14 protein-coding genes are annotated in these 20,052 nt (G+C 67.7%); 12 read left to right on the forward strand and 2 right to left on the reverse strand.

Annotation, left to right across the window (positions count from 1 at the left end):
* Positions 1–303 precede the first annotated feature (303 nt).
* Together CSEG_RS02415 and CSEG_RS02420 are read right to left on the reverse strand one after the other, a co-directional pair.
* Positions 304–2,622 (reverse strand): TonB-dependent receptor, encoded by a 2,319-nt coding sequence (locus CSEG_RS02415; protein WP_013077668.1) that lies wholly within the window; start codon positions 2,620–2,622, stop codon positions 304–306.
* A gap of 105 nt (positions 2,623–2,727) precedes the next feature.
* Positions 2,728–5,211: a TonB-dependent receptor domain-containing protein gene (locus CSEG_RS02420; RefSeq protein ID WP_227878876.1), complete on the reverse strand. Its 2,484-nt coding sequence runs from the start codon at positions 5,209–5,211 to the stop codon at positions 2,728–2,730.
* A gap of 288 nt (positions 5,212–5,499) precedes the next feature.
* Between CSEG_RS02420 and CSEG_RS02425 the strand changes: the two genes are divergently transcribed.
* The 12 genes from CSEG_RS02425 (at position 5,500) to CSEG_RS02475 (ending at position 20,041) form a co-directional block, all read left to right on the forward strand.
* Entirely contained in the window at positions 5,500–6,099 is a 600-nt protein-coding gene (locus tag CSEG_RS02425) for an RNA polymerase sigma factor (RefSeq protein ID WP_013077670.1), read from the forward strand.
* Complete coding sequence (locus tag CSEG_RS02430) at positions 6,053–7,075, forward strand: FecR family protein (protein ID WP_013077671.1); 1,023 nt, start codon at positions 6,053–6,055, stop codon at positions 7,073–7,075. The genes CSEG_RS02425 and CSEG_RS02430 overlap by 47 nt, the downstream gene beginning before the upstream one ends.
* Before the next feature lie 135 nt (positions 7,076–7,210).
* Entirely contained in the window at positions 7,211–8,542 is a 1,332-nt protein-coding gene (locus tag CSEG_RS02435) for an amidohydrolase (RefSeq protein WP_244264919.1), read from the forward strand.
* Positions 8,443–8,700 (forward strand): hypothetical protein, encoded by a 258-nt coding sequence (locus CSEG_RS23070; protein ID WP_244264920.1) that lies wholly within the window; start codon positions 8,443–8,445, stop codon positions 8,698–8,700. The genes CSEG_RS02435 and CSEG_RS23070 overlap by 100 nt, the downstream gene beginning before the upstream one ends.
* 93 nt (positions 8,701–8,793) lie before the next feature.
* On the forward strand, positions 8,794–9,006 hold the full coding sequence (locus CSEG_RS02440) for a hypothetical protein (protein WP_013077672.1): 213 nt from the start codon (positions 8,794–8,796) through the stop codon (positions 9,004–9,006).
* Between the two features lie 164 nt (positions 9,007–9,170).
* Positions 9,171–9,674: an RNA polymerase sigma factor gene (locus CSEG_RS02445; RefSeq protein ID WP_013077673.1), complete on the forward strand. Its 504-nt coding sequence runs from the start codon at positions 9,171–9,173 to the stop codon at positions 9,672–9,674.
* Positions 9,671–10,594: a FecR family protein gene (locus CSEG_RS02450; protein ID WP_013077674.1), complete on the forward strand. Its 924-nt coding sequence runs from the start codon at positions 9,671–9,673 to the stop codon at positions 10,592–10,594. Before CSEG_RS02445 ends, CSEG_RS02450 begins: the two co-directional genes overlap by 4 nt.
* 105 nt (positions 10,595–10,699) lie before the next feature.
* Entirely contained in the window at positions 10,700–13,591 is a 2,892-nt protein-coding gene (locus CSEG_RS02455) for a TonB-dependent receptor (protein WP_013077675.1), read from the forward strand.
* A 107-nt stretch (positions 13,592–13,698) separates the two neighbouring features.
* The gene (locus tag CSEG_RS02460) at positions 13,699–15,222 is read left to right on the forward strand and encodes a CehA/McbA family metallohydrolase domain-containing protein (RefSeq protein ID WP_013077676.1); all 1,524 of its coding nucleotides are present in this window, start codon (positions 13,699–13,701) and stop codon (positions 15,220–15,222) included.
* Positions 15,223–15,337: 115 nt separating this feature from the next.
* Positions 15,338–15,934, forward strand: a complete 597-nt coding sequence (locus CSEG_RS02465) for an RNA polymerase sigma factor (RefSeq protein WP_013077677.1) — start codon at positions 15,338–15,340, stop codon at positions 15,932–15,934.
* Positions 15,909–16,862, forward strand: coding sequence for a FecR family protein (locus tag CSEG_RS02470; RefSeq protein ID WP_013077678.1), 954 nt, complete (start codon positions 15,909–15,911; stop codon positions 16,860–16,862). The genes CSEG_RS02465 and CSEG_RS02470 overlap by 26 nt, the downstream gene beginning before the upstream one ends.
* Positions 16,863–16,972: 110 nt before the next feature.
* Positions 16,973–20,041 (forward strand): TonB-dependent receptor, encoded by a 3,069-nt coding sequence (locus tag CSEG_RS02475; RefSeq protein ID WP_013077679.1) that lies wholly within the window; start codon positions 16,973–16,975, stop codon positions 20,039–20,041.
* Positions 20,042–20,052 lie beyond the last annotated feature (11 nt).

Below are 20,052 nucleotides of genomic sequence, written 5' to 3' on the forward strand. Positions count from 1 at the left end.
CCCATCAAACTGGTTGGATTTGGTAGGCGAGTTTTTCTAACAATCGCCATAGCAATGATCACAGAAAAAGGACGCGGGGCCCTAAAGCGCCCAAGACGGACGCACATGGATATCAATGTAATTGTGGATTGACAGTCGATAGTTATCCGGAATCCCGAGTTCTTTACCTGTAGACTATGAGTTTAAATTGCAACCTTGCATAGGCATCTGGAATCTATATCGCGGTAAATTCGAGATTATCCAAACCACCTGCATAACGCCTTAGAGCCGGAGGCGGGCCTTCACCCGCCTCCGCCCCTGGCGTCAGAAGCGCTTGCGGACCGAGAAACCGGCCGTACGCGGATTGATGCTGACGACCTGCTGCTTGTTGTTGAGCGCGGAGCTTACGCTCATCAGGCCCACCTCGTCGGTCACATTGTTCACGAAGAGGTACGCGCCCCAGTCGGCGCCTTCCACGCCGGCGCGGAGGTTGGCGTAGCCGTAGTCGCCTTGCTTCTCGTAGTAGACGTAGGTCGGACGGAACTGCGAGGCGGACTCGCCGACATAGGCGTAGTCGGCGCGGACCAAGCCGTTCAGGTCGCCGTTCAGCGGCCAGCTATACTCGGCCGAGGCCGAGCCGCTGAAGTCGGCGACGTTCGGGAACTCGTCGCCCCGCAGGCCCGTGGAGCCGGTGATCAGGATCGTGGAATTGGCCTGGTCCTCGGTCAGCTTGGCGTCGACCCAGGCGGCGGTGGCTTGAAGGGTCAGGCCGCGCATCGGACGGGCGACCGCCTCGACTTCGAAACCCTTGATCTTGGCTTTGCCGGCGTTGGTCAGATAGCTGAAGGCGCCGTTCGCGCTGGTGGCCGAGATCTGCATGTTCGACCAGTCGATCTGATAGGCCGCCGCGTTCAGGGTCAGGCGACGGTCGAACCACTGGCTCTTGATGCCGGTCTCGTAGTTCCACAGGCTGTCGGGCGCATAGGCCAGCAGCGCACTGGCCAAACCCGGCACGTTGTTCGCGCCGCCGGGGCGGAAGCCCTTGGCCGCCAGGCCGTAGACCATGATGTCCGACGTCACTTGATAGGAGACGTTGACCTTGCTGACCCAGCCGTCGGCGCTGGCGTCGACCGAGGCGGGGTCGCCCTTGTAGGACTGCGTGATGAAGTTGCTGATCAGCACCTGGCCGGAGACGGTCTTGTCGTACTTGAAGCGACGAACGCCCGCCGTCAGCGTCAGCTTGTCGATCGGCTTGTAGGCCACTTCGCCGAAGAAGGCGGTCTGCTTGGTGTCGGTGCCGACGTGGCGCCAGGCGGTCAGGTCGTTCGGGTTGATGACGCCCGTCGCGGCGTCGCCCTTGGCGACCTGGCTCTCGATGTAGTCGTCACGGTCTTCCAGATAGACGCCGGCCGTCCAGTCGACCTTGTCCTCGAACAGCGAGCCGTTCATGCGCAGCTCGTGGTTCCACGAGGTCAGGCCCATCGGCTGGTACAGCGCGCCGGGGATGCGGCTGTCGGCGTAGGCGGTGTATTGAGCCATCTGCGCCGTGGTGCAGGCCGGGTTCGTCGCCCCCGTCGGAGCCGGGCCGCCGGCGATGTAGTTGCGGCAGGAGGTGGCGTTGGCGCGGTTGGCCGACAGCGTCGGGCTGTAGTCCGAATTCCGCAGCAGGGTCCACTTGTAGTAGGACGAGGTCGCGGTGACCGTGGCGAAGTTCAGGTCCCACTTGGCGGTCACGTTATAGAGCCGCAAGTTGTCCTCGGTGGGCGCGATGACGCGGGCGTTGGTCGAATAGTCCTTCTTGCCCAGCGCCGGATACCAGCTGTTTTGGCCGTCCAGCGTGGTCTTCTGGAAAAGGCCGCTGGCCGTGATCGTCAGGTTCTCGGTGGGCGTGAAGCCCAGCATCAGCCGGCCGCCGCTGGAGTGCTGGTCGTTGATGTCCTTCTTCTTCAGCAGGACGTCGTCGATGTAGCCGCCCTGTTCGGCCTTGTAGAGCACCAGTCGCGCGGCCAGCTTGTCCTCGATCAGTGGGACATTGACCATGCCCTTGACCGAATAACCCTGGCCTCCGTCCTTCTGCGCCGTTCCGCCGACCTCGACGGCGCCGGCATATTGGCTGGCGTTGGGCTTGTTGAGGATCACCCGCAGCGTGCCGCCCATCGAGCCCGAGCCGTAGAGCGTGCCCTGCGGTCCGCGCAGCACCTCGATGCGCTCGGCGTCGAACAGGTTGACGTCGGCGCTGGTCGAGCTGGCGTCGGCGGTGGTGCCGGCCGGGCCGGTCAACGGCGTCTCGTCGTAGTAGAGGCCGACCGTGGCCTCGCCGGCGCTGCGCACGCCGCGCAGGGTCAGGCGGCGGCTGGTCGGGGAATTGCCTTCGACCTGCAGGTTCGGAACGGTGCGGAAATAGTCCTGGATACCCGAGGCGCCGAGCGCCTGCAGCGACTTCTCGGTGACCGCGCTGATGCTGATGGGGGTGGTCTGGATGGTCGTCGAGCGCTTCAGGGCGGTGACGACGATCTCCTCGATGGCCACGCCGTCACTCGCTTGGCTCGTGCCCTCCTGGGCGAACGCCTGGCCCGCGGCCAGGCTCGTCAGGGCGCTGGCTCCCAGCGCCAGGGCGCGCAGGCCTCGAAACTGCAGTTTCATTTTTTTGATCCCCTCTTTGCGGTCCGCTCGACGGCGGCCTGTAGGATCAGACGCAAGGCGCCGCGCGCCCCTCATCGCGAGGCGCGAAAAAGGCGGCGGAGAGGTTCAGAAGCGCCGCTCGACCTGCAAGCGCACCGTACGCGGACTAACCCCGAAATACTCGATCGGACCGGCCGTGTTGCGCGCGCTCGAGGCCCGACCCGCCCGGTCCAGAATATTGTCGACCGAGAGGTCCGCGCTCCAGGTCTTGGCGGTTACGCCGGCGGTGATCCCGAAGACGGCGTAGCCCCCCATCTTCAGATAGTCGGGATTGTCGGGATTGAAGGCCGAGCGCGCGGTTCCGGCGTAGGAGGCGTCCAGGCGCAGGCTCGTCTCGAGCGTTCCCACCGCCCAGCGCCGCTCGGCCGACCCCGAGGTCGCCAGCCGCGGCACCGTCGGCAGGCGATCGCCGGCGCGTCCCAGCCCGATGGCGGCGTTGGTGACCTGGTCGGCGGTGAGCCGTGCGTCGGTCAGGGTGAGGCTGGCGGCCAGATCCCAGCCCGCCAGGCGTCGCGCCGAGACTTCCGCCTCAAGCCCCCGAATCCGGCTGGCGCCGATGTTCGTCAGATAGGAAAAGGCTCGGTTCTGGGTCTGGGCGGCGTACTGCATGTCGCGCCAGTCGATCTGATAGAGCGCGATGTTGACCGTGAGCCTTCGAGCGGCGGCTTGAGCCTTCAGTCCCAACTCGTAGTTTGTCAGGCGGTCCGAGCGATAGCCGGCCAGAATGTCCGGCAATCCCGGCACCACATTGACGCCGCCCGGTCGGAAGCCCTGCGAGACCTGGGCGTAAGCGAACAGATCGGGCGAGAGTTGATGGCTGGCCAGCGCCTTGAGGCTCCAGCCGCGCTCGGCTGTCCGCTGGTCGATCGCATAGCCGGCCCAGGTCCCGGATACGACGTTGGGAACCTGCACCTGACCGCTGTCGCGTTTCACATAGTCGAACCGGCGACCGCCGAGCGTGAGCTGCGTGGCCGAGCCGACAGCGTATGACGCCTCGCCGAACAGCGCGCTCTGGCGCAGACGATTATCGATATCGCGGCGGCCGATCAGGACCGCCGGTTCGACAAGGGCGCCGGTGGTCGGATCGACATGGCGGACCTGGCTGTCGATGTGGTCTCGGCGCACCTCGCTATAGACGCCCACCGTCCAGCTGAGCGGGCCGTCTCCAGTCGAGGCGGCTCGCGCCTCATGGATACGAGCCGTCAAGGTCGCCGGCTGATTCAGGATCGCAGGATAGACGCTGTCGACATAAGCGGCGTAGCCCTGCGCTTGAGCCTCGCTGCAAGCCTTGGCGATGGAAAAGTAGCGCATGCAGCCGGCCGCGCTGGCGCGCTCGCCCAGCAGAACGCCGCTGTAGTCGGAGCGCCGCGTCAGGCGCCAGCGATACCACGACGACGCCGCGGTGACTTCGGCGCCGTCGCCGCGCCAGCGCAAGGTGGAGGACGCCAGATCGATGTGGCCATTAAACGGCGCCCGACCGGCGTGGATCGTGCGCCAAGGCCCCGCGACATCGTTCCAGGCCGGTATGTCGTCGCGGTGGTTCTTCTGGTGCGTGGCCGAAAGAAGGGCTGAAAACCTGTCGTTCGGCGCCCACAGGACAAGGGCCCGCGCGCCCCGGACCTTCGAGCTGTCGACGTCGGAAAGCCCCAGCCGGACGTTGTCGATCACGCCGGGTTGGCGCTGATCATAGGCCGTCAGCCGCACCCCCAAGACCTTAGGGACGACAACGGCGTTGAGCGTTCCCGTGACCCCGCCGGCCTGTCCGCCATGCGAGGCCGACGTCAAGCTCGCCCCTATGGTCGCGCCGTTCGCATCGAGATCGGGATGTTTGAACAGGATCCGCAACGCCCCGCCCATCGCGCCCGAACCGTAGAGCGTTCCCTGCGGACCGCGCAGCAGTTCGATCCGGTCGACGTCCGCCAGGGCCAGTTCCGGGATCATCACGCCGGGGTCCGCCGTGGTGCCGACCGGACCGGTCATCGAGGTCTCGTCGTAATAGAGGCCCGTCGTCGCTTCCCCCGCGCCGTAGACGCCGCGCAGCACAAGGCGGCGGCCGAACGCCGTCGAGACCAGCTTCAATCCCGGCAGGAGCGGCGAAGCCTTTTCCAGGTCCACCATGCCCAGATGCGACAGCTGCTCGCCGGAGACGACGACCATGCTGATCGGGGTCTGTTGCGCCAGACTGGATCGTCTCGTGGCGGTGACCACCACCGCGTCCAATGCGGTCGGCGACGTGGACATCGGCGCGGGCGCGCGGGCCTCCGCGGCGGGCGCGGGCGCAGGCGCCGGAACGACCAGAAAGCTGCGCCCCTCGATCCGCACCGTCAGCCCCGATCCGGCCAGCAGTCGCTGCAACGCCTCTTCAGGGGTGAAGACGCCGACCAGCGGCGGGCTCACGCGCGCGCGCGTCAAGGCCGGCGAGAACAGAATCTCTCGATCGCTGCGCACCGCCAGCTGGTTCAGCGCTTGGCTCAGGGGTTGGGCGGGAATATCGAAGCGGTACGTCGCCGGCGGCCTGCGCGCGCTGGCGGCGGCGACCGGAGCCGTCATCCCAAGGGCGGCCACGCACAATAACAGCAAGACGGAGCCGCGCCGCACCGGCGCCCCCGTCTCTCCACACCTGGCCACAACGACTCTCGACCTCCCCGACGGCCTCGTCCTCACGCCGCGAGGGCGCGAACCATGCCTCATTTCGCCAGGCGGTCCTTCTTCGGGGCGCGCTCCGACGCCACAAGATCGCCTGTTGCATAGCCACTAGGCAACTGGTCGCGCAGTTTCCGACAGGCTCCTCCGTCGGCGCGCGCGGCTTGACAGAACAGAAACGGCGATCTCAGCATCATGCTCGATGTCGGGGCGTACACAATGATCTGGGGCCGGAAGCCTCTGAAGGCTGCGGACCAGGATCGGCTCCTGGCCGAGAGCAGCGCGCGTTTCACGCCCGCGCTTCGCGCCTTTTTCTCCCGCCGCGCCCCCGCCAGCGATGTCGAGGATCTCGTTCAGGAGGTCCTGCTTCGAATCCACAAGCGCCAGCCCGGCGCCGTGGTCACCAATGTCGAAGGCTATCTCTTCGAGGTCGCCGCCAATGTGCTGATCGATCGCGGCCGTCGCGATCGCACGCGCCGACGCTCCGACCACTGCGAACTGCAAGATATTCATCATCCGGTTGATGAAATGTCGCCGGAGCGCGTCCTACAGGGACGAGAACAGATGGCGCGGGTCCTGGCGGCGCTGAACACGCTGCCAGAACGCACGCGACGGGTTTTCATCCTCGTGCGCTTCGAGGAGATGAGCTACAAGCTCGTCGCCCAGCGCCTGGGTGTCTCCGTCAGCGCTGTCGAGAAACATGTGATGAAGGCGCTGCGTCATTTGCACGAGCGTCTGCGGGACCAGGATGACGTCGACCACGTCGGGCAAAGAGATACACGACGACCCGGCTAGCGCGGCCGCGCGCTGGTTCGCACGCCTGCAAGGTGACGACGCGTCCCCGCAGGACCGCCGGGACTTCCAGCTTTGGCTTGACGCCGAACCTGCGAACGCCTCGGCGTGGCGGGAGATGGGGGCCACCTGGGAAGCGATGGCGCGGATCGAGCGCGATCCGGCGCTGGCGGCCTTGCGGGCCGACGCCCTGGGCGCCGTCGACCATCGGCCACGCAGCGTGAGCCGTCGGAGCCTGGGACTGGCGGCCGCGAGTCTCGTGGTCCTGGCTGGCGGCGCTGTCCTGGGGCGGCGCTGGCTGACGACCAGCAAGACGCCCCCGGCTGAAGCGGACGAGCCGGTGTTCGCGACCGGCGTGGGCGAGCGCTCGACCTTCCGCCTGGCCGACAATTCGGTGGTCACGCTCAGCACCGACTCCGCCGTCCGCGTTAATCGCTGGGAGGGCGAGCGCCGCCTGACCCTGGTTCGGGGCCAGGCCTTCTTCCAGGTGGCCAAGGATCCCCGGCGTCCGTTCGTCGTCGTCGCCGGCGACAAGCGGGTGACGGCGGTCGGCACGGCGTTCGACGTGAGGATGGAGCCTGGAAAGCTGTCGGTGACGCTGGTCGAAGGACGCGTGCGGATCGCCGGAACCTCTCCCACGGGCGAGCGTAGGGTGGAGATGTCGGCCGGCTCACGCTTCATCGCCGCCGATCCCGCCGATTGGGCGATCGGCCCCGTCGACACCGCCAAGGAGTCGGCCTGGCTGCAAGGCCGGTTGGTCTTCGATGGCGAACCGCTTTCGGCTGTAGTCGCCGAGATGAACCGCTTCTCGGAGCGCAAGCTTTCGGTGACCGACCCGGCCCTGGCCGCGACCCCGGTCAGCGGTGTGTTCAAGACCGGCCAGGTCGACGCCTTCGTGGCCGCGCTCAAGACTTATGGCCTGGTCGATATCGGCCACGCGGATGAAGGCCGCGTCGAGCTGATCCGCCCGCGCGCCTGACCCCACGCGCGCCGGCGCGCTCCGCGACGAATTTATTGTTTCGACAGGGTGAGGTTTCGCCTCGCTCTCGCGTCGTACAATCAGCGCCCCCTTACCGGGTCGGCGCCTTCGTCGCTTTCTTGGGGGAACACGTCCATGAAGATCTCCGCCCTGAAGCTTGCGCTTCTGTCCGCCACCATGGCGACGGGACTGCTGGCGCCCCAGGCCTTCGCCAAGCCGATCACCGACGCCGATCGCGCCCAGATTCTGAAGGCCGTCGAGGCCGACGCCCCCCAGATCCGGGACGCGGCGCTGAAGATCTGGAGCTTCGCCGAGGTCGGCTACCAGGAGACCAAGAGCACGGCTCTGCTGCAGGGGCAGCTCAAGGCGGCCGGCTTCGACATCAAGGCTGGCGTCGCGGGCGAGCCGACGGCCTTCATCGCCAGCTTCAAGAACGGCGTGGGCCCCGTGGTGGCCATCCTCGCCGAGTTCGACGCCCTGCCTGGCCTGGCTCAGACCGCCGATCCGGTGAAGACGCCGATCCCGGGACAGATCGCCGGCCATGGCTGCGGCCACAACCTGTTCGGCGCCGCCTCGGTCGGCGCGGCCGTGGCCCTCAAGGAATGGATGGTCAAGAACAACGTGAAGGGCGAGCTGCGGGTCTACGGCACGCCCGCCGAGGAAGGCGGCTCGGGCAAGGTCTATTTCGTCCGCGACGGCCTGTTCAACGACGTTGACGTCACGCTGCACTGGCACCCGGCCAACGCCAACAGCGCCGTCCAAGGCGTCTCCATGGCCAATATCAGCGGCAAGTTCCGCTTCCGGGGCGTCTCGGCCCACGCCGCCGGCGCGCCCGAGAAGGGCCGCTCGGCCCTCGATGGCGTCGAGGTCATGGACGTGGCCGCCAACTTCCTGCGCGAGCACACGCCCGACAAGACCCGGATCCACTATGTGATCACCTCGGGCGGTTCGGCGCCGAACGTCGTCCCGGACTTCGCCGAGGTCTACTACTACGTCCGCCACCCCGACCCCGCGGTCGTCAAGGACGTCTGGGCGCGTGTCGAGAAGGCCGCCGAGGGCGCGGCCCTGGCGACCGGCACCACTGTCGAGAAGGAGATCACCGGCGGCGTCTACGCCTTGCTGCCGAACGACACCCTCGGTCGCGTGATGGACGCCAACCTGCGCAAGGTCGGTGGCATTACCTGGACGCCCGAAGAAATCGCCTTCGCCAAGACGCTGCAGACCTCTCTGGTCAATCCGCCTTCGATCGACACGGTCAAGACGATCGAGCCCTACAAGGTCGAGCTGGAAGGCGGCGGCGGCTCGACCGACGTCTCCGACATCAGCTGGGTGACGCCCACCGTCGGTCTTGGGACCGCGCCACCTTCGTGCCGGGCTCGGCGGGCCATAGCTGGCAGAACGTCGCCGCCGCCGGCGCGTCGATCGGCGTCAAGGGCGCGGTCAACGCCGCCAAGACCCTGGCCCTGACCGGCGCGGACCTCTTCGCCAACCCCGATATCGTCAAGAAGGCCAAGGCCGAGCTCGATCAGCGTCGCGGCCCTAACTTCACCTACAAGGCCATGCTGGGTGATCGCCCGCCGGCCCTGGACTATCGCAAGCCGGCCAACGCCGGCGCCCGCGAATAACGATCGCGTCCCCTTAGCGATCGTCAGCGGCCGGCGCCGTCTCCCCCCACCGGGCGCCGGCCGCGCCTTTCTACATCGTCTCTGGAGTTTGGCGTGGTCGAGACCATCACCATCACCCGCGAGCGCTTCGAAAGCCTGAAAGGCGGCCTGCCGGCCGTCACCCGCGAGCACCTGTTCAGCGTCTACGGCATCAGCGAGACCACCTGGAACAAGCTGCGCAAAGGCGAGCCGATCAAGCTCGGCACCTGGGAGCGCATCCAGGCTCGCATCGCGCGGAGCCGCGCCCAACCGGTTGGTTGCGTCTAACAGACACCCTGGCGTTCCGGCCGCGTTGCTGAACACGAACGGGCGGACCTTGAGCTCGCCCGGAGGGCTGACCGCGCGCGATTGTCACAAAGTCGTGCTAGGCGCCGAGACATGTCGCGTCGGCCCTTGTTTCCCGCCGCCCCGCTTGGGCCAGGAGCGCTTCGATGAGCGACCTGGTCAGCTTGCGCGCGCAGCGGCGCGATCTCTATCAATTCATCGTTCGACGGACGCGCGATCCCGCGACCGCCGAGGACCTGGTGCAGGAGACGTTTGAGCGTCTCCTGGCCTATGAGCAGGCGCGCACCATCGTTGACCGCGCCGCGCTGGGCTATCGCATCGCGCTGAACCTGGTCCGCGACCACTTCCGACGCGCCAGCCGTCGGCCCGCCCAGGCGCTGGACGACGACATTCCCTGCCAAGCCCCCGCGCCGGAGCAGATCCTGATGCATCGCCAGAAGGTCGAGGTCTTCGGCAAGGCGCTGGACGCCATGCCGCCACTGCGTCGTGACGTCTTCATCCGCCGTCGGCTGCACGGCCACACGCCGCGCCAGATCGCCCAGGATCTGAGCCTCAGCGAGGCGGCGGTCGAAAAGCACGTGGCGCGGGCGCTGGAGCAACTGCATCGTGAGATCGCTCGGGCCGAGCGCCGCGCCGGAGGTCGCCCATGAGCCGCGCCCGTCAGCAGGCCGCCCTGTGGGCCGCCCGGCGGCTGGACGCCGAGGCGCGCGACGAAGCGGGTTTCGAGGCCTGGAAGTCAGCCGATCCCGCGCACGCCCAGGCCTTCGACGAGGTCTGGCGCGCCAGCCAGGATCCGGCCCTGGCCGAGGCGATGCGGCTGAGCCAGCAGAAGCGCGCCGTCCCGCGCCGCGCGGGTCCGCTGACCGCGCTGGCTGGCGGCCTCGTGGCGTGCGCGCTCGCGATCGTGGCCATCTGGCCGCAAGCGCAGCTGATGACCGTCGACCCCTTGGTGCTGCAAACCGCGCCGGGCCAGCATCGGGTCGCCACTCTCGCCGATGGCACACAGGTCACGCTGGACGGCGCCACCCGCCTGGAGGTGCGCCTGGGCGCCTGGCGACGGCAGGTCGAGCTGGTGCGCGGCGAGGCCTTCTTCGACGTCGCCCACGACGCCGGACGGCCGTTCACGGTCAAGGCGCCGGAGGGATCGGCCCGCGTGCTGGGCACAGCCTTCGACCTCGAGCGCGGCGACGGGCGTCTGGAGCTTTCGGTGCGTCGAGGACGCGTCCGGCTGGCGCCGGCGGGCCTGATCCATCGCACCGCCGAGCTGACCATGGGCCAGCGCGCCTTCGCCAAGGAGGGGCGGCTGTCGGCGGTCCGCGCCTTCGATCTCCATGCCGACGACTGGCGCTCGGGCTGGCTGGAGACGGACGGCATAACCCTGGCGCGACTGGTCGAGCGCCTGAACCGCGCCTCGGCCACGCCGATCACCATCGCCGATCCGGCGCTGGGGCGCCAACGGGTGGCGGGCCGCTTCCGGCTGGACGAGCCGCAGGCGCTGGTGCTGAACCTTGCGCTGATGCACGGCTTCACCGTTCGTCAGACGCCGGACGGTCTGGCCTTGTCTCGCTGAGCGTGTCGCGGAAACTTCATAAAAATCCCTGTCCGGGTTCCGCGACCCCCAGCGTCTTCCCCGGCGAACCGGCGTTGAGCGCCGCGCGAAATCGGGGATGACGACATGATTGCGAAGACCTGGATCTGGTTGGGCTCCGTCTCGACCGCCACGCTGCTGGCGGCGAGTTCGGCCGTGGCCGCGCCGCCCGAGAAGCCGACCCTGGTCATTCCGGCCGGCGATCTGGCCTCGGCTCTGCCGAGCTTCTCGCGAGCCACGGGGCTGCAGGTCCTGGCCGACCCGGTCCTGCTGAACGGTAAGCACACCGAGGGCGTGCGTGGCCAGTTCGACGCCGAGCGCGGTCTGGCCGAGCTGCTGCGGGGCACTGGGCTGACCTTCGTGCGCAACGGCGGGGCGGCGATCCTGCGCCCGGTCGCCCAGCGCGTCTCCACCGCGCCGTCGCCCGTCGCCGCGCCGCTCGCGCGCGCCGAGGCCGAGCCGGCCCAGGCCGAGGAACCGGCCACGGTGGAGGAACTGGTCGTCACCGGCGGCTTCGCCAACTCGCTGGCCCGCGCCCTTTCGGAGAAGCGCCGGGCCGCGAACGTCGTCGACGCCATCTCCGCCGAGGACATCGGCAAGTTCCCGTCCAACAACATCGCCGAGGCGCTGCAGCGCGTGCCGGGCGTGGCCATCACCCGCGACCGCGGCGAGGGGCTGTTCGTTCGCGTCCGGGGCCTGGGCCCCAACTTCCAGATCGTCACCCTGAACGGCCGTAGCGCCGCGGTGAACGAGAACATGCGCGATAGCGGTCAAAGCGGCCGCCAATTCCGCTTCGACACCTTGCCGTCCGAACTGGTGGCCGGGGTCGAGGTGGGCAAGACGCCGTTGGCCTCGCTGGACGAGGGGGCGATCGGCGGCATCGTCGACATCAAGACGTTCCGCCCATTGGACCTGGGCCGCACCACCCTGGCGCTGTCGGCCACCGCCAGCCGTCCGGAACTGGCGGGCAAGACCGATCCGCGGCTGTCGGGACTGGCCAGTTGGACCAACGCCGCCGGCACGTTCGGCGTCCTGGCGGCCGCGGTGTACGACCAGCGCACGCTGCGCCAGGATCGCATCACCGGCGTGGGCTGGAGCTATCCGAACGCCACCACGGCCCTGGGAAGGAGCCTGATCGCCCAGGGCGTGAACCTTTACGCGACCAACATCCGGCCCACGCTGGAGCGCGAGGACCGCGAACGCAAAGGCGTGGTCCTGTCGGCTCAGTACCGTCCCAGCGACGCCACGGAAATCACGCTGGACGCCAGCTACACCAAGCTGGACGACCACTATGACGAGTTGACCTATTCGGTCGACCCGGACCTCTCGACCCTGGTCGCTGGCTCGGCCGTGATCAAGAACGGCGTCATGACGGGCGGTACGGCGAACACCAACAGCCAGATCGGCCGCGAAGTCAGCGACCTGGCGCACGACAACATGATGATCGCCGGCAAGATCCGACAGACTCTGGAAGACTGGACGATCACGGCCGATCTGGCCTACGCGCGGGCCTATTCGGAGACCTCCAAGCCGATCACCCGCACCCGCCTGCAGGGCGCGATGGGCCGGACGACCTTCAACCTGCCCCAGGCCGGTGACGCGCTGCCCGACGTCACGCTGCTGACCGGCGATCTCAACAACCCGTCCTTGCTGCCGTTCCGCCGTATCGAGTGGCGGGTCAACAACGCCACGGACGACGAGACCGCCCTGCAGTTCGACGCCGAACGGCCGGTGAGCCTGGGTCCTGTCAGCCGCCTCCAGTTTGGCGTGAAGTTCCGCGAGCGCTCGCGGTCCTATAATCGCGCCGACATCAATTACACGACCAATCTGGCCGGCAAGTTCTTCGGCGCGGACTATTTCGACTCCTTCCCGGTGAGCGACTTCCTCGGTGGGACCGATGGCGGCGTGCCCTCGACCTGGGCCATGCCGGATCCGGCCGCCTTCTGGGCTCTGCGCGACCCGAACCAAAAGGGCACGGCGCGCGCCGACCAGCGCAACTCGTATCGCGTGTCCGAGAAGATCGCGGCGGGCTACGCCCTCGGCGATATCGATACGAGCCTGTTTGGCGCGCCGCTGCGCGGCCAGGTCGGCGCGCGGGTGGCCCAGACCAAGCAGGTCTCGTCCGGCCACGCCGACAATGGCTCGGCGGCGCTGCCCGTCCGCTTCGAGAAGACCTACACGGACATCCTGCCGACGGCCAATTTCGCGCTCGAGCTGACGGACACGCTGCAGGCCCGTGTGGCCGCCGCCAAGGTGATCACTCGGCCGTCGCTGGCCGACTTGGCGCCGCGCCTGACCCTGAATTCCGGGACCCTGCTGACGGCCGTGGGCGGCAATCCGCTGCTGAAGCCGTTCGAGGCCTGGCAGTACGACGCGACCCTGGAATGGTACTTCGCCCCGGGCAGCGCGCTCATCGGCGGGGCCTTCTACAAGGACATCACGACCTTCGTTTACAGCCAGAACACCAACATCGTCGTCGACGGTCAGACCTATGTGCTGACCTCGCCGACGAACGGCGGCAAGGCGACGATCAAGGGCGTCGAGCTGGCCTACCAGCACCTGTTCAAGCGCCTGCCGGCCCCGTTCGACGGGCTCGGCTTCCTGGCCAACTACACCTACACCGACACCGAAGCGACCTACTCGCCGACCTTGAAGGACGAGATGGTCAATGTCGCCAAGAACAGCTTCAACCTGACCGGCTTCTACGAAAAGGACCGCTTCGCCGCGCGCGCCAGCTACAGCTGGGTCGACGACGTCCTGCAGGATGTCGGCGGCGCGGGCCTGTCGGCTCTGAACGACAAGGCGTTCGGCTCGCTGGACGCCAGCGTCAGCTACAAGATCACCCCGCAGATCACGGCCGCGATCGAGGGGCAGAACCTGACGAAAGCCTCGCAGTGGCAGTTCATCAAGGGCGGGTGGTTCGGCGGCTACACCAACTACGGCCGCACGGTGAGCTTCGGTCTGCGGGCCAAGTTCTAACGCGGCCCGTCTTTGGAGACGGACGGCCCGCGTCGCGTGACGCGGGCCGTTTTGGCTTTCCGCCACCGCCTGTGGGAAACGTCACACCGCTCGGCTAGGAAGTCCCGATGCGCACGCTCTCGCCTCATCGCCGTCTTATGGGCTCCACCGCCGTCCTGGCGCTCGCCCTGTGTCTCGTCCCGGGAGGCTGGACCGCGGCGTCCGCTCACCCCGGGCACGCCGTTCAGCCGGTCGCGCCGGCCAAACGCGTCGTCCGGCCCGTCAAGCCTTCGGAGCGTCGCTGGCTGGCCGGCGACCACCACGTCCACAGCTGGTTCAGCGTCTCGGTGAAGCCCGCCGCCGACCCGTCGCAGCCGCCGATCCTGATCAAGGCGGGCGACGCCAGCAACCCGATCACCACCAACGCCCGCATGGCCGCCAAGCACGGCCTCTCGTGGATAGTCGCCACCGACCACGGCGGCCCCAACCATTCCAAGCTCAATCGCGACGAGGCCTATCCCGAGCTGCTGCGCGCGCGGCGCGAGACGCCCGGCGTGCTGCAATTCTGGGGCATGGAGCTGGATACGCCGGCGGCCGAGCATTCCAGCCTGATCCTGCCGCGCACGGACTCTGAGCGGGACGCGCTGTTCGCGGTCGAGAGCCGCTATAATCGACGCGAGCCATGGCCCGCGGATCCCGCGCGCGACCAGGAGGGCTTCATGCTGGACGCCCTGCGTCACATGAAGGCGCTGCCCCGGCCGCCGGTCGTGATCGCCAACCATCCGTCCCGGTCCGCCACCGGCGTGGGTCGCTATGGTCTGGTGTCGCCGTCAGAGCTGCGCAACTGGAACGACACCGCCCCCGACGTCGCCGTCGGCATGGAGGGCGCGCCCGGACACCAGGCCTCCAGCTTGAATCCGGACGGGTCGCTGAAGCCCAAGGGCGACCGCGGCGGTTACTCGCGCGCGCCGACCATGGGCGGCTTCGACCAGATGACCGCCAGGCTGGGCGGCTTCTGGGACGCCATGCTGGGCGAGGGGCGTCGCTGGTGGGTCACATCGACCTCGGACTCGCATCGCCACTACACCGACGGCGGCGACGACTTCTGGCCTGGCGAATACTCCAAGACCTATGTGAAGGCCGCTCACACCTATGACGATGTGCTGGACGGTCTGCGCAATGGCCGCATCTTCGTGACGCTGGGCGACTTGGTCTCAGAGGTCGATGTCACCGCGACGATCGCCGGCGCCAAGGCCGAGATCGGCGGCCGCCTGGAGGTTCCGGCGGGGTCTGATGTCACGGTCGTCATCCGCGTGCGCGATCCGGCGGGCAAGAACTTCGGCGGCTTTTCGCCCAGCGTCGCCCGGATCGATCTGATCCAGGGCGACATCGCCGGACCGGCCGCCGACCGCGCGCTCGACGCCAACCCCTCGACCCGGGTCGTGCGCGCCTTCACCCCGACCTCCTGGGCGCGCGAGGGCGAGGTGTTGTCGATGGTCCACGTGATCAAGGACGTCCGCGGCCCGACCTACATCCGCGTGCGCGGCACGAATGGCGCGGAGGGCGAGCCGCTGCCCGATCCGCTGGGCGAGGACCCCTGGTCCGACCTGTGGTTCTACGCCAACCCGATCTTCATCACCGTGAAGTCGTAGCCAGAGCGCGCCTCGCGCAGGCCTCCGACCGCCCGCGATATCGTGATTGTTTGACGGAAAATTCGCGGCCGTGCATCGGTGTGTGTGACGACCAGAAGAACAAGGGCGGGGAACGTTGTCGGAAGGACGCGCGCGCGTCGTGGCTTGGCTGGGGCGGGAGATCCTGCCCCATGAAGCCGCCGTGCGCGCCTGGTTGCGGCGCTCGTTCGCCGGCGCCGGGGACGTCGACGACATCATCCAGGAGACGTATTGCCGCTTGGCCGCCCTGACCAACATCGACCACATCGACCAGCCACGCGGCTATTTCTTTCAGGCCGCGCGTAGCGTCGCGCTGGAGCAGATCCGTCGCGCCCGCGTGGTGCGGATCGAGACGGTCAGCGAGATCGAGGCGCTCGACCTAGCTCTGGAGGATCCCTCGGCTGAACGCATCGTCTCGGGGCGGCGCGAACTTGAGCGGGTGAGGGGGCTGATCGCGGATCTGCCCGAGCGCTGCCGCCGCATCTTCGAGATGCGCAAGATCGAAGGCGTGCCCCAGCGCGAGATCGCCCGACGCCTGGGCGTCACGGAGCACGTCGTCGAGAACGAGGCGGTGAGGGGGCTGCGGGCCATCCTCGCGGCGATGACCGAGCAGGACGCGCCATCGCGCGCCAAGGGGTCGAAAGAGCAGGGAGCGAGAGGAAAGACCGATGGTCGAACGCGAAAGCGCCGCTGACATCGAGGCGGACGCCGCCCGATGGGTGGTTCGCCTCGACCGTGACGGCAAGAACCCTGACCTACGCTCCGACCTGGAGGCCTGGCTCGCGGCCGATCGCCGGCGCGTGGGCGCCTATGCCAGGGCCGAGGCCGCCTGGACGCATATGGACCGCGCCAGCGTGCTGGCGGTCGAGACGCGATCGCCCGAGGTCGGCGCCTCTCCGGTTCGCCGCCGAAGGGTGATCGCGGGCCTTGGCGCCCTGGCCGCCGGTCTGACCGCCGCCTTTGTCGCGCCGCGCCTGCTGGCCCGCCGCTATGACACGGCCTTGGGCGAGATCCGGCGTGTGCCGATGTCCGACGGCTCCGTCGCGGCGATCAACACCGACTCCACGCTAGAGATCGCCATGCGGCCGAACCTGCGGGCGGTGAAGCTTGAGCGGGGCGAGGCTTGGTTCGCCGTGGCCAAGGATCCCGAGCGCCCCTTCGTGGTCGAGAGCGGGCCCGTGCGCGTCCGCGCGGTCGGCACGGCCTTTTCGGTGCGCAAGCGCGAGGGCGGCAGTGACGTGCTGGTCACCGAGGGCGTGGTCGAGGTGTGGACCAAGGACGGCGACATCGCGCCGCGTCGCGTCGCCGCCGGAGAGCGGATGTTCGCCGAGAATGACGCGGACGCCCTGACTTCGCCGAAGGCGGACGCCGACCTTGGGCGCCAGTTGGCCTGGCGCGACGGCCAGATCGTGCTGGACGGCCAGACGCTGGCCGAGGCCGCCGCCGAGTTCAATCGCTACAACGACCGCAAGATCAAGGTGGCCGACCCGCGCCTGGCGGACGAACGCTTCGTCGGCTGGTTCCGCACCAACGATCCGGAAGGCTTCGCCGAGGCCGCCGCCACGACCTTCAACGGCAGGGTCAGCCTGAGCGACGACACCATCGTCCTGCGAGGCGGCTGACATCGCCGCAGAAAATTTTACGGATTTCTGACGGAAACCGGTTTCCGGCTCATTGCTCCAGACAGGCGCTCCAAGAAGCGCCGCTTGAACAACCAAGAGGGAGGGGCCGTATGCGGACGTCGCTGCGTAACCACAACACCAAGTCCTATCTGATGCTCGCCGCCGGTGCGACCACGCTGCTGGCCGCCGCCGGCGCCCAGGCCCAGGTGCGCAAGTTCGACGTGGCCGAGCAGCCCGCCGCCACGGGGATCCCCCAGTTCGGCAAGCAGGCCGAGCTGCAGATCCTGGCGCCGCAGGGCGCCGTGCAGGGCAAGCGCGTGAACGCCGTGCGCGGCGCCTATACGGTCGAGGAAGGCTTGGCGCGTCTCCTGCGCGGAGCTGATCTGACCGTCGTCTCCAACAACGGGCGAACCGCGGTGCTTGGACAAAGCGCATCGCTTCAGCTGGCTTCGACCGCCCCCGTGCCGCTGATCGCCGCCCAGGCCGCCGCCCCCGTCGCGGCCCAGGAGCCCGAAGCCGCCGCCGAGGTCGAGGAGATCGTCGTCACGGGTTTCCGCGCCAGCCTGCAGAGCGCCATGAACATCAAGCGCCGCGCCAGCGGCGTGGTCGACGTCATCAAGGCCGAGGACATCGCCGACTTCCCGGACGCCAACCTCGCCGAGTCCATCCAGCGCGTGCCCGGCGTGTCGATCGCTCGGGACGCCGGCGAGGGGCGCCAGATCACGGTCCGGGGCCTTGGGCCCCAGTTCACCCGCGTTCGCATCAACGGCGTCGAGGGCCAGAGCACGACCAGCGGCACCGACAGCTCGGGCGGCGCCAACCGCAATCGCGCTTTCGACTTTAACGTCTTCGCCTCGGAGCTCTTCAACAGCATCACCGTGCGCAAGACCGCCTCGGCCCAGACCGAAGAGGGCTCGCTGGGCGCCACGGTGGATCTGCAGACCGGCCGCCCCTTTGACTACAAGGGCGCGACCTTCGTGGTCTCGGCCCAGGAGGGCTATAACGATCTCTCCAAGTCGTGGGACCCACGCCTGGCGGTCCTGGCCTCCAACACCTGGTTCGACGGCAAGCTCGGGGCCCTGGTCTCGGTGGCCTACACCAAGCGTGAGTTGCTTGAGGAAGGCCACGGCTCGGGCGGCTGGCTGAACGGGACGGAAGTGGGCGGCTTCAACAAGGCCTCGCCCTTCGTCCAGGCGAGCTCGGCCTCGGTCTTCACCCCGCGCTTCCCGCGCTATGGCCGCCTGACCCACAACCAGGAGCGCCTGGGGATCACCGGCTCGTTCCAGATGCGCCCCGACGATCGCACCCTGATCGGCCTCGACGTCCTCTATTCCGATTTCAAGGCCACCCGCGAGGAGAACTGGCTCGAAGCCCTGTCGTTCGCCCGCAACGCCTCGCAAGGCGGACGGCCCGAGATCATCGTCCGCGACGGCGTCGTCAACGCCAAGGGCGACATGGTCTACGGCCTGTTCGACGATGTCGACGTCGAGAGCGAAACCCGCTTCGACAAGCTCGACACCCAGTACAGCCAGGCCACCTTCACGGCCGAGCACGAGTTTGGCGACCGCTTCAAGCTGAGCGGTCTGGTGGGATTCTCGAAGTCTGATTTCGACAACCCGATCCAGACCACGGTGATCCTCAATCGCGAGAACGCGGACGGCTTCTCGTACGATTATCGAAACAACGCCAAGCTGCCGTCGATGAACTTCGGCTTCGATGTCACCGATCCGCTGGCCTACAACTTCGGCGCCGCGCGTTCGGAGATCCGGCTGCGGCCGCAGGGCGTGACCAACAAGATCGCCACGGCCCAGCTGGATGGCGACTATCGCCTCAACGACGGCCTGTCTTTGAAGGTCGGGGTCAATTTCAAGAAGTACAATTTCGACTCCTGGGCGCAGGCGAGGGTCAATGAGTCGGTGGTGCCGACCCTGCCGGCCGGCGCCACGCTCTCGAGCCTGACCAAGATGGTCTCAGGCTTCGGCGATGGCCTGGGCGCGTCGGGCATCCCCACCCGTTGGGCCGCCCCGGACCTCGACGCTTTCGCCAAGCTGTTCGACATCTATAGCGGCAAGGGCCTGTTCGAGCTTTCCGGCGCCAGCAATTCCAACGCGCGCGGCAACATCCGCAGCGTCGAGGAAAAGGACAGCGCCGCCTACGCCCAACTGGATTTCCAGACCGACCGGCTGGCCTGGCCGATCCGCGGCGACATCGGCGTTCGCTACGTCAAGACCGAGCAGAGCTCGACCGGGTACCAGCTGGTGGCCGGCGCAGCCCAGCAGACGACCGTCAATCGCGACTATGACGACGTCCTGCCGGCCCTGAACCTGACGGCCGAGGTCACGCCCGACTTCCTGCTGCGCTTCGGCGCGGCCAAGGTCATGACACGTCCGAACCTGGGCAGCCTGACCCCCGGCGGCAGCCTATCGACGGTCGGCGTGTTCAGCGTCAGCTCCGGCAATCCCTACCTGAAGCCGATCCGCGCCACGACCTACGACCTGTCGGCCGAGTGGTACTTCGCCAAGGACGCCCTGCTGTCGGTGGGCCTCTTCTACAAGGACATCGAGAGCTACATCCAAACCTCGCGGATTTCTCAGCCGTTCAACGCCTCGGGTCTGCCGCTCAGCCTGCTCGACGGCTTGGGCGTCTCGGCGAGCGACACCTTCCTCTTCAGCCAGCCGGTCAACACCGAGGGCGGACCGCTGAAGGGCGTGGAGTTCAGCTACCAGCAGCCGTTCAGTTTCCTGCCGGGCGTCCTGCGCAACACCGGCGCGATCTTCAACGTGACGCTGGTCGACTCCAAGATCGACTACATCTCGGCCCGCTCGCCGACCGGGTTCGTGCAGAACGATCTGGTGGGGCTGTCGAAGAACGCCTTCAACGCCACCCTCTACTACGAGGATGAGAAGTTCAGCGCCCGCGTCTCGGCCGCCTATCGCGACAAGTACCTGACCGCCGTTCCCAGCGGCACCAGCACCAATGACATCGACGGCGTGCGCTCGACCACCACCGTCGACGCCTCGGCCTCCTACGCGATCAACAAGCGTCTGAAGCTGACCTTCGAGGGGCTGAACCTGACGGACGAGTTTAACGATCAGTACACGGATAGTGTTCGCAACAGCGTCTACGTCTATTCCCACACCGGCCGGCAGTTCAATTTCGGGCTGCGGTACTCCTTCTAGGCCATTCCTCC

The organism is Caulobacter segnis ATCC 21756, assembly GCF_000092285.1.
Lineage (GTDB): Bacteria > Pseudomonadota > Alphaproteobacteria > Caulobacterales > Caulobacteraceae > Caulobacter > Caulobacter segnis.

Excerpts from the sequence above, each read along its gene's own strand:
- CSEG_RS02425 (WP_013077670.1), top strand. The coding sequence starts at position 5,500 with ATGCTCGATGTCGGGGCGTACACAATGATCTGGGGCCGGAAGCCTCTG.
- CSEG_RS02445 (WP_013077673.1), top strand. The coding sequence starts at position 9,171 with ATGAGCGACCTGGTCAGCTTGCGCGCGCAGCGGCGCGATCTCTATCAA.
- CSEG_RS02420 (WP_227878876.1), bottom strand. The coding sequence starts at position 5,211 with ATGACGGCTCCGGTCGCCGCCGCCAGCGCGCGCAGGCCGCCGGCGACG.
- CSEG_RS02430 (WP_013077671.1), top strand. The coding sequence starts at position 6,053 with ATGACGTCGACCACGTCGGGCAAAGAGATACACGACGACCCGGCTAGC.
- CSEG_RS02470 (WP_013077678.1), top strand. The coding sequence starts at position 15,909 with ATGGTCGAACGCGAAAGCGCCGCTGACATCGAGGCGGACGCCGCCCGA.
- CSEG_RS02460 (WP_013077676.1), top strand. The coding sequence starts at position 13,699 with ATGCGCACGCTCTCGCCTCATCGCCGTCTTATGGGCTCCACCGCCGTC.
- CSEG_RS02450 (WP_013077674.1), top strand. The coding sequence starts at position 9,671 with ATGAGCCGCGCCCGTCAGCAGGCCGCCCTGTGGGCCGCCCGGCGGCTG.
- CSEG_RS02415 (WP_013077668.1), bottom strand. The coding sequence starts at position 2,622 with ATGAAACTGCAGTTTCGAGGCCTGCGCGCCCTGGCGCTGGGAGCCAGC.
- CSEG_RS02455 (WP_013077675.1), top strand. The coding sequence starts at position 10,700 with ATGATTGCGAAGACCTGGATCTGGTTGGGCTCCGTCTCGACCGCCACG.
- CSEG_RS02435 (WP_244264919.1), top strand. The coding sequence starts at position 7,211 with ATGAAGATCTCCGCCCTGAAGCTTGCGCTTCTGTCCGCCACCATGGCG.
- CSEG_RS02475 (WP_013077679.1), top strand. The coding sequence starts at position 16,973 with ATGCGGACGTCGCTGCGTAACCACAACACCAAGTCCTATCTGATGCTC.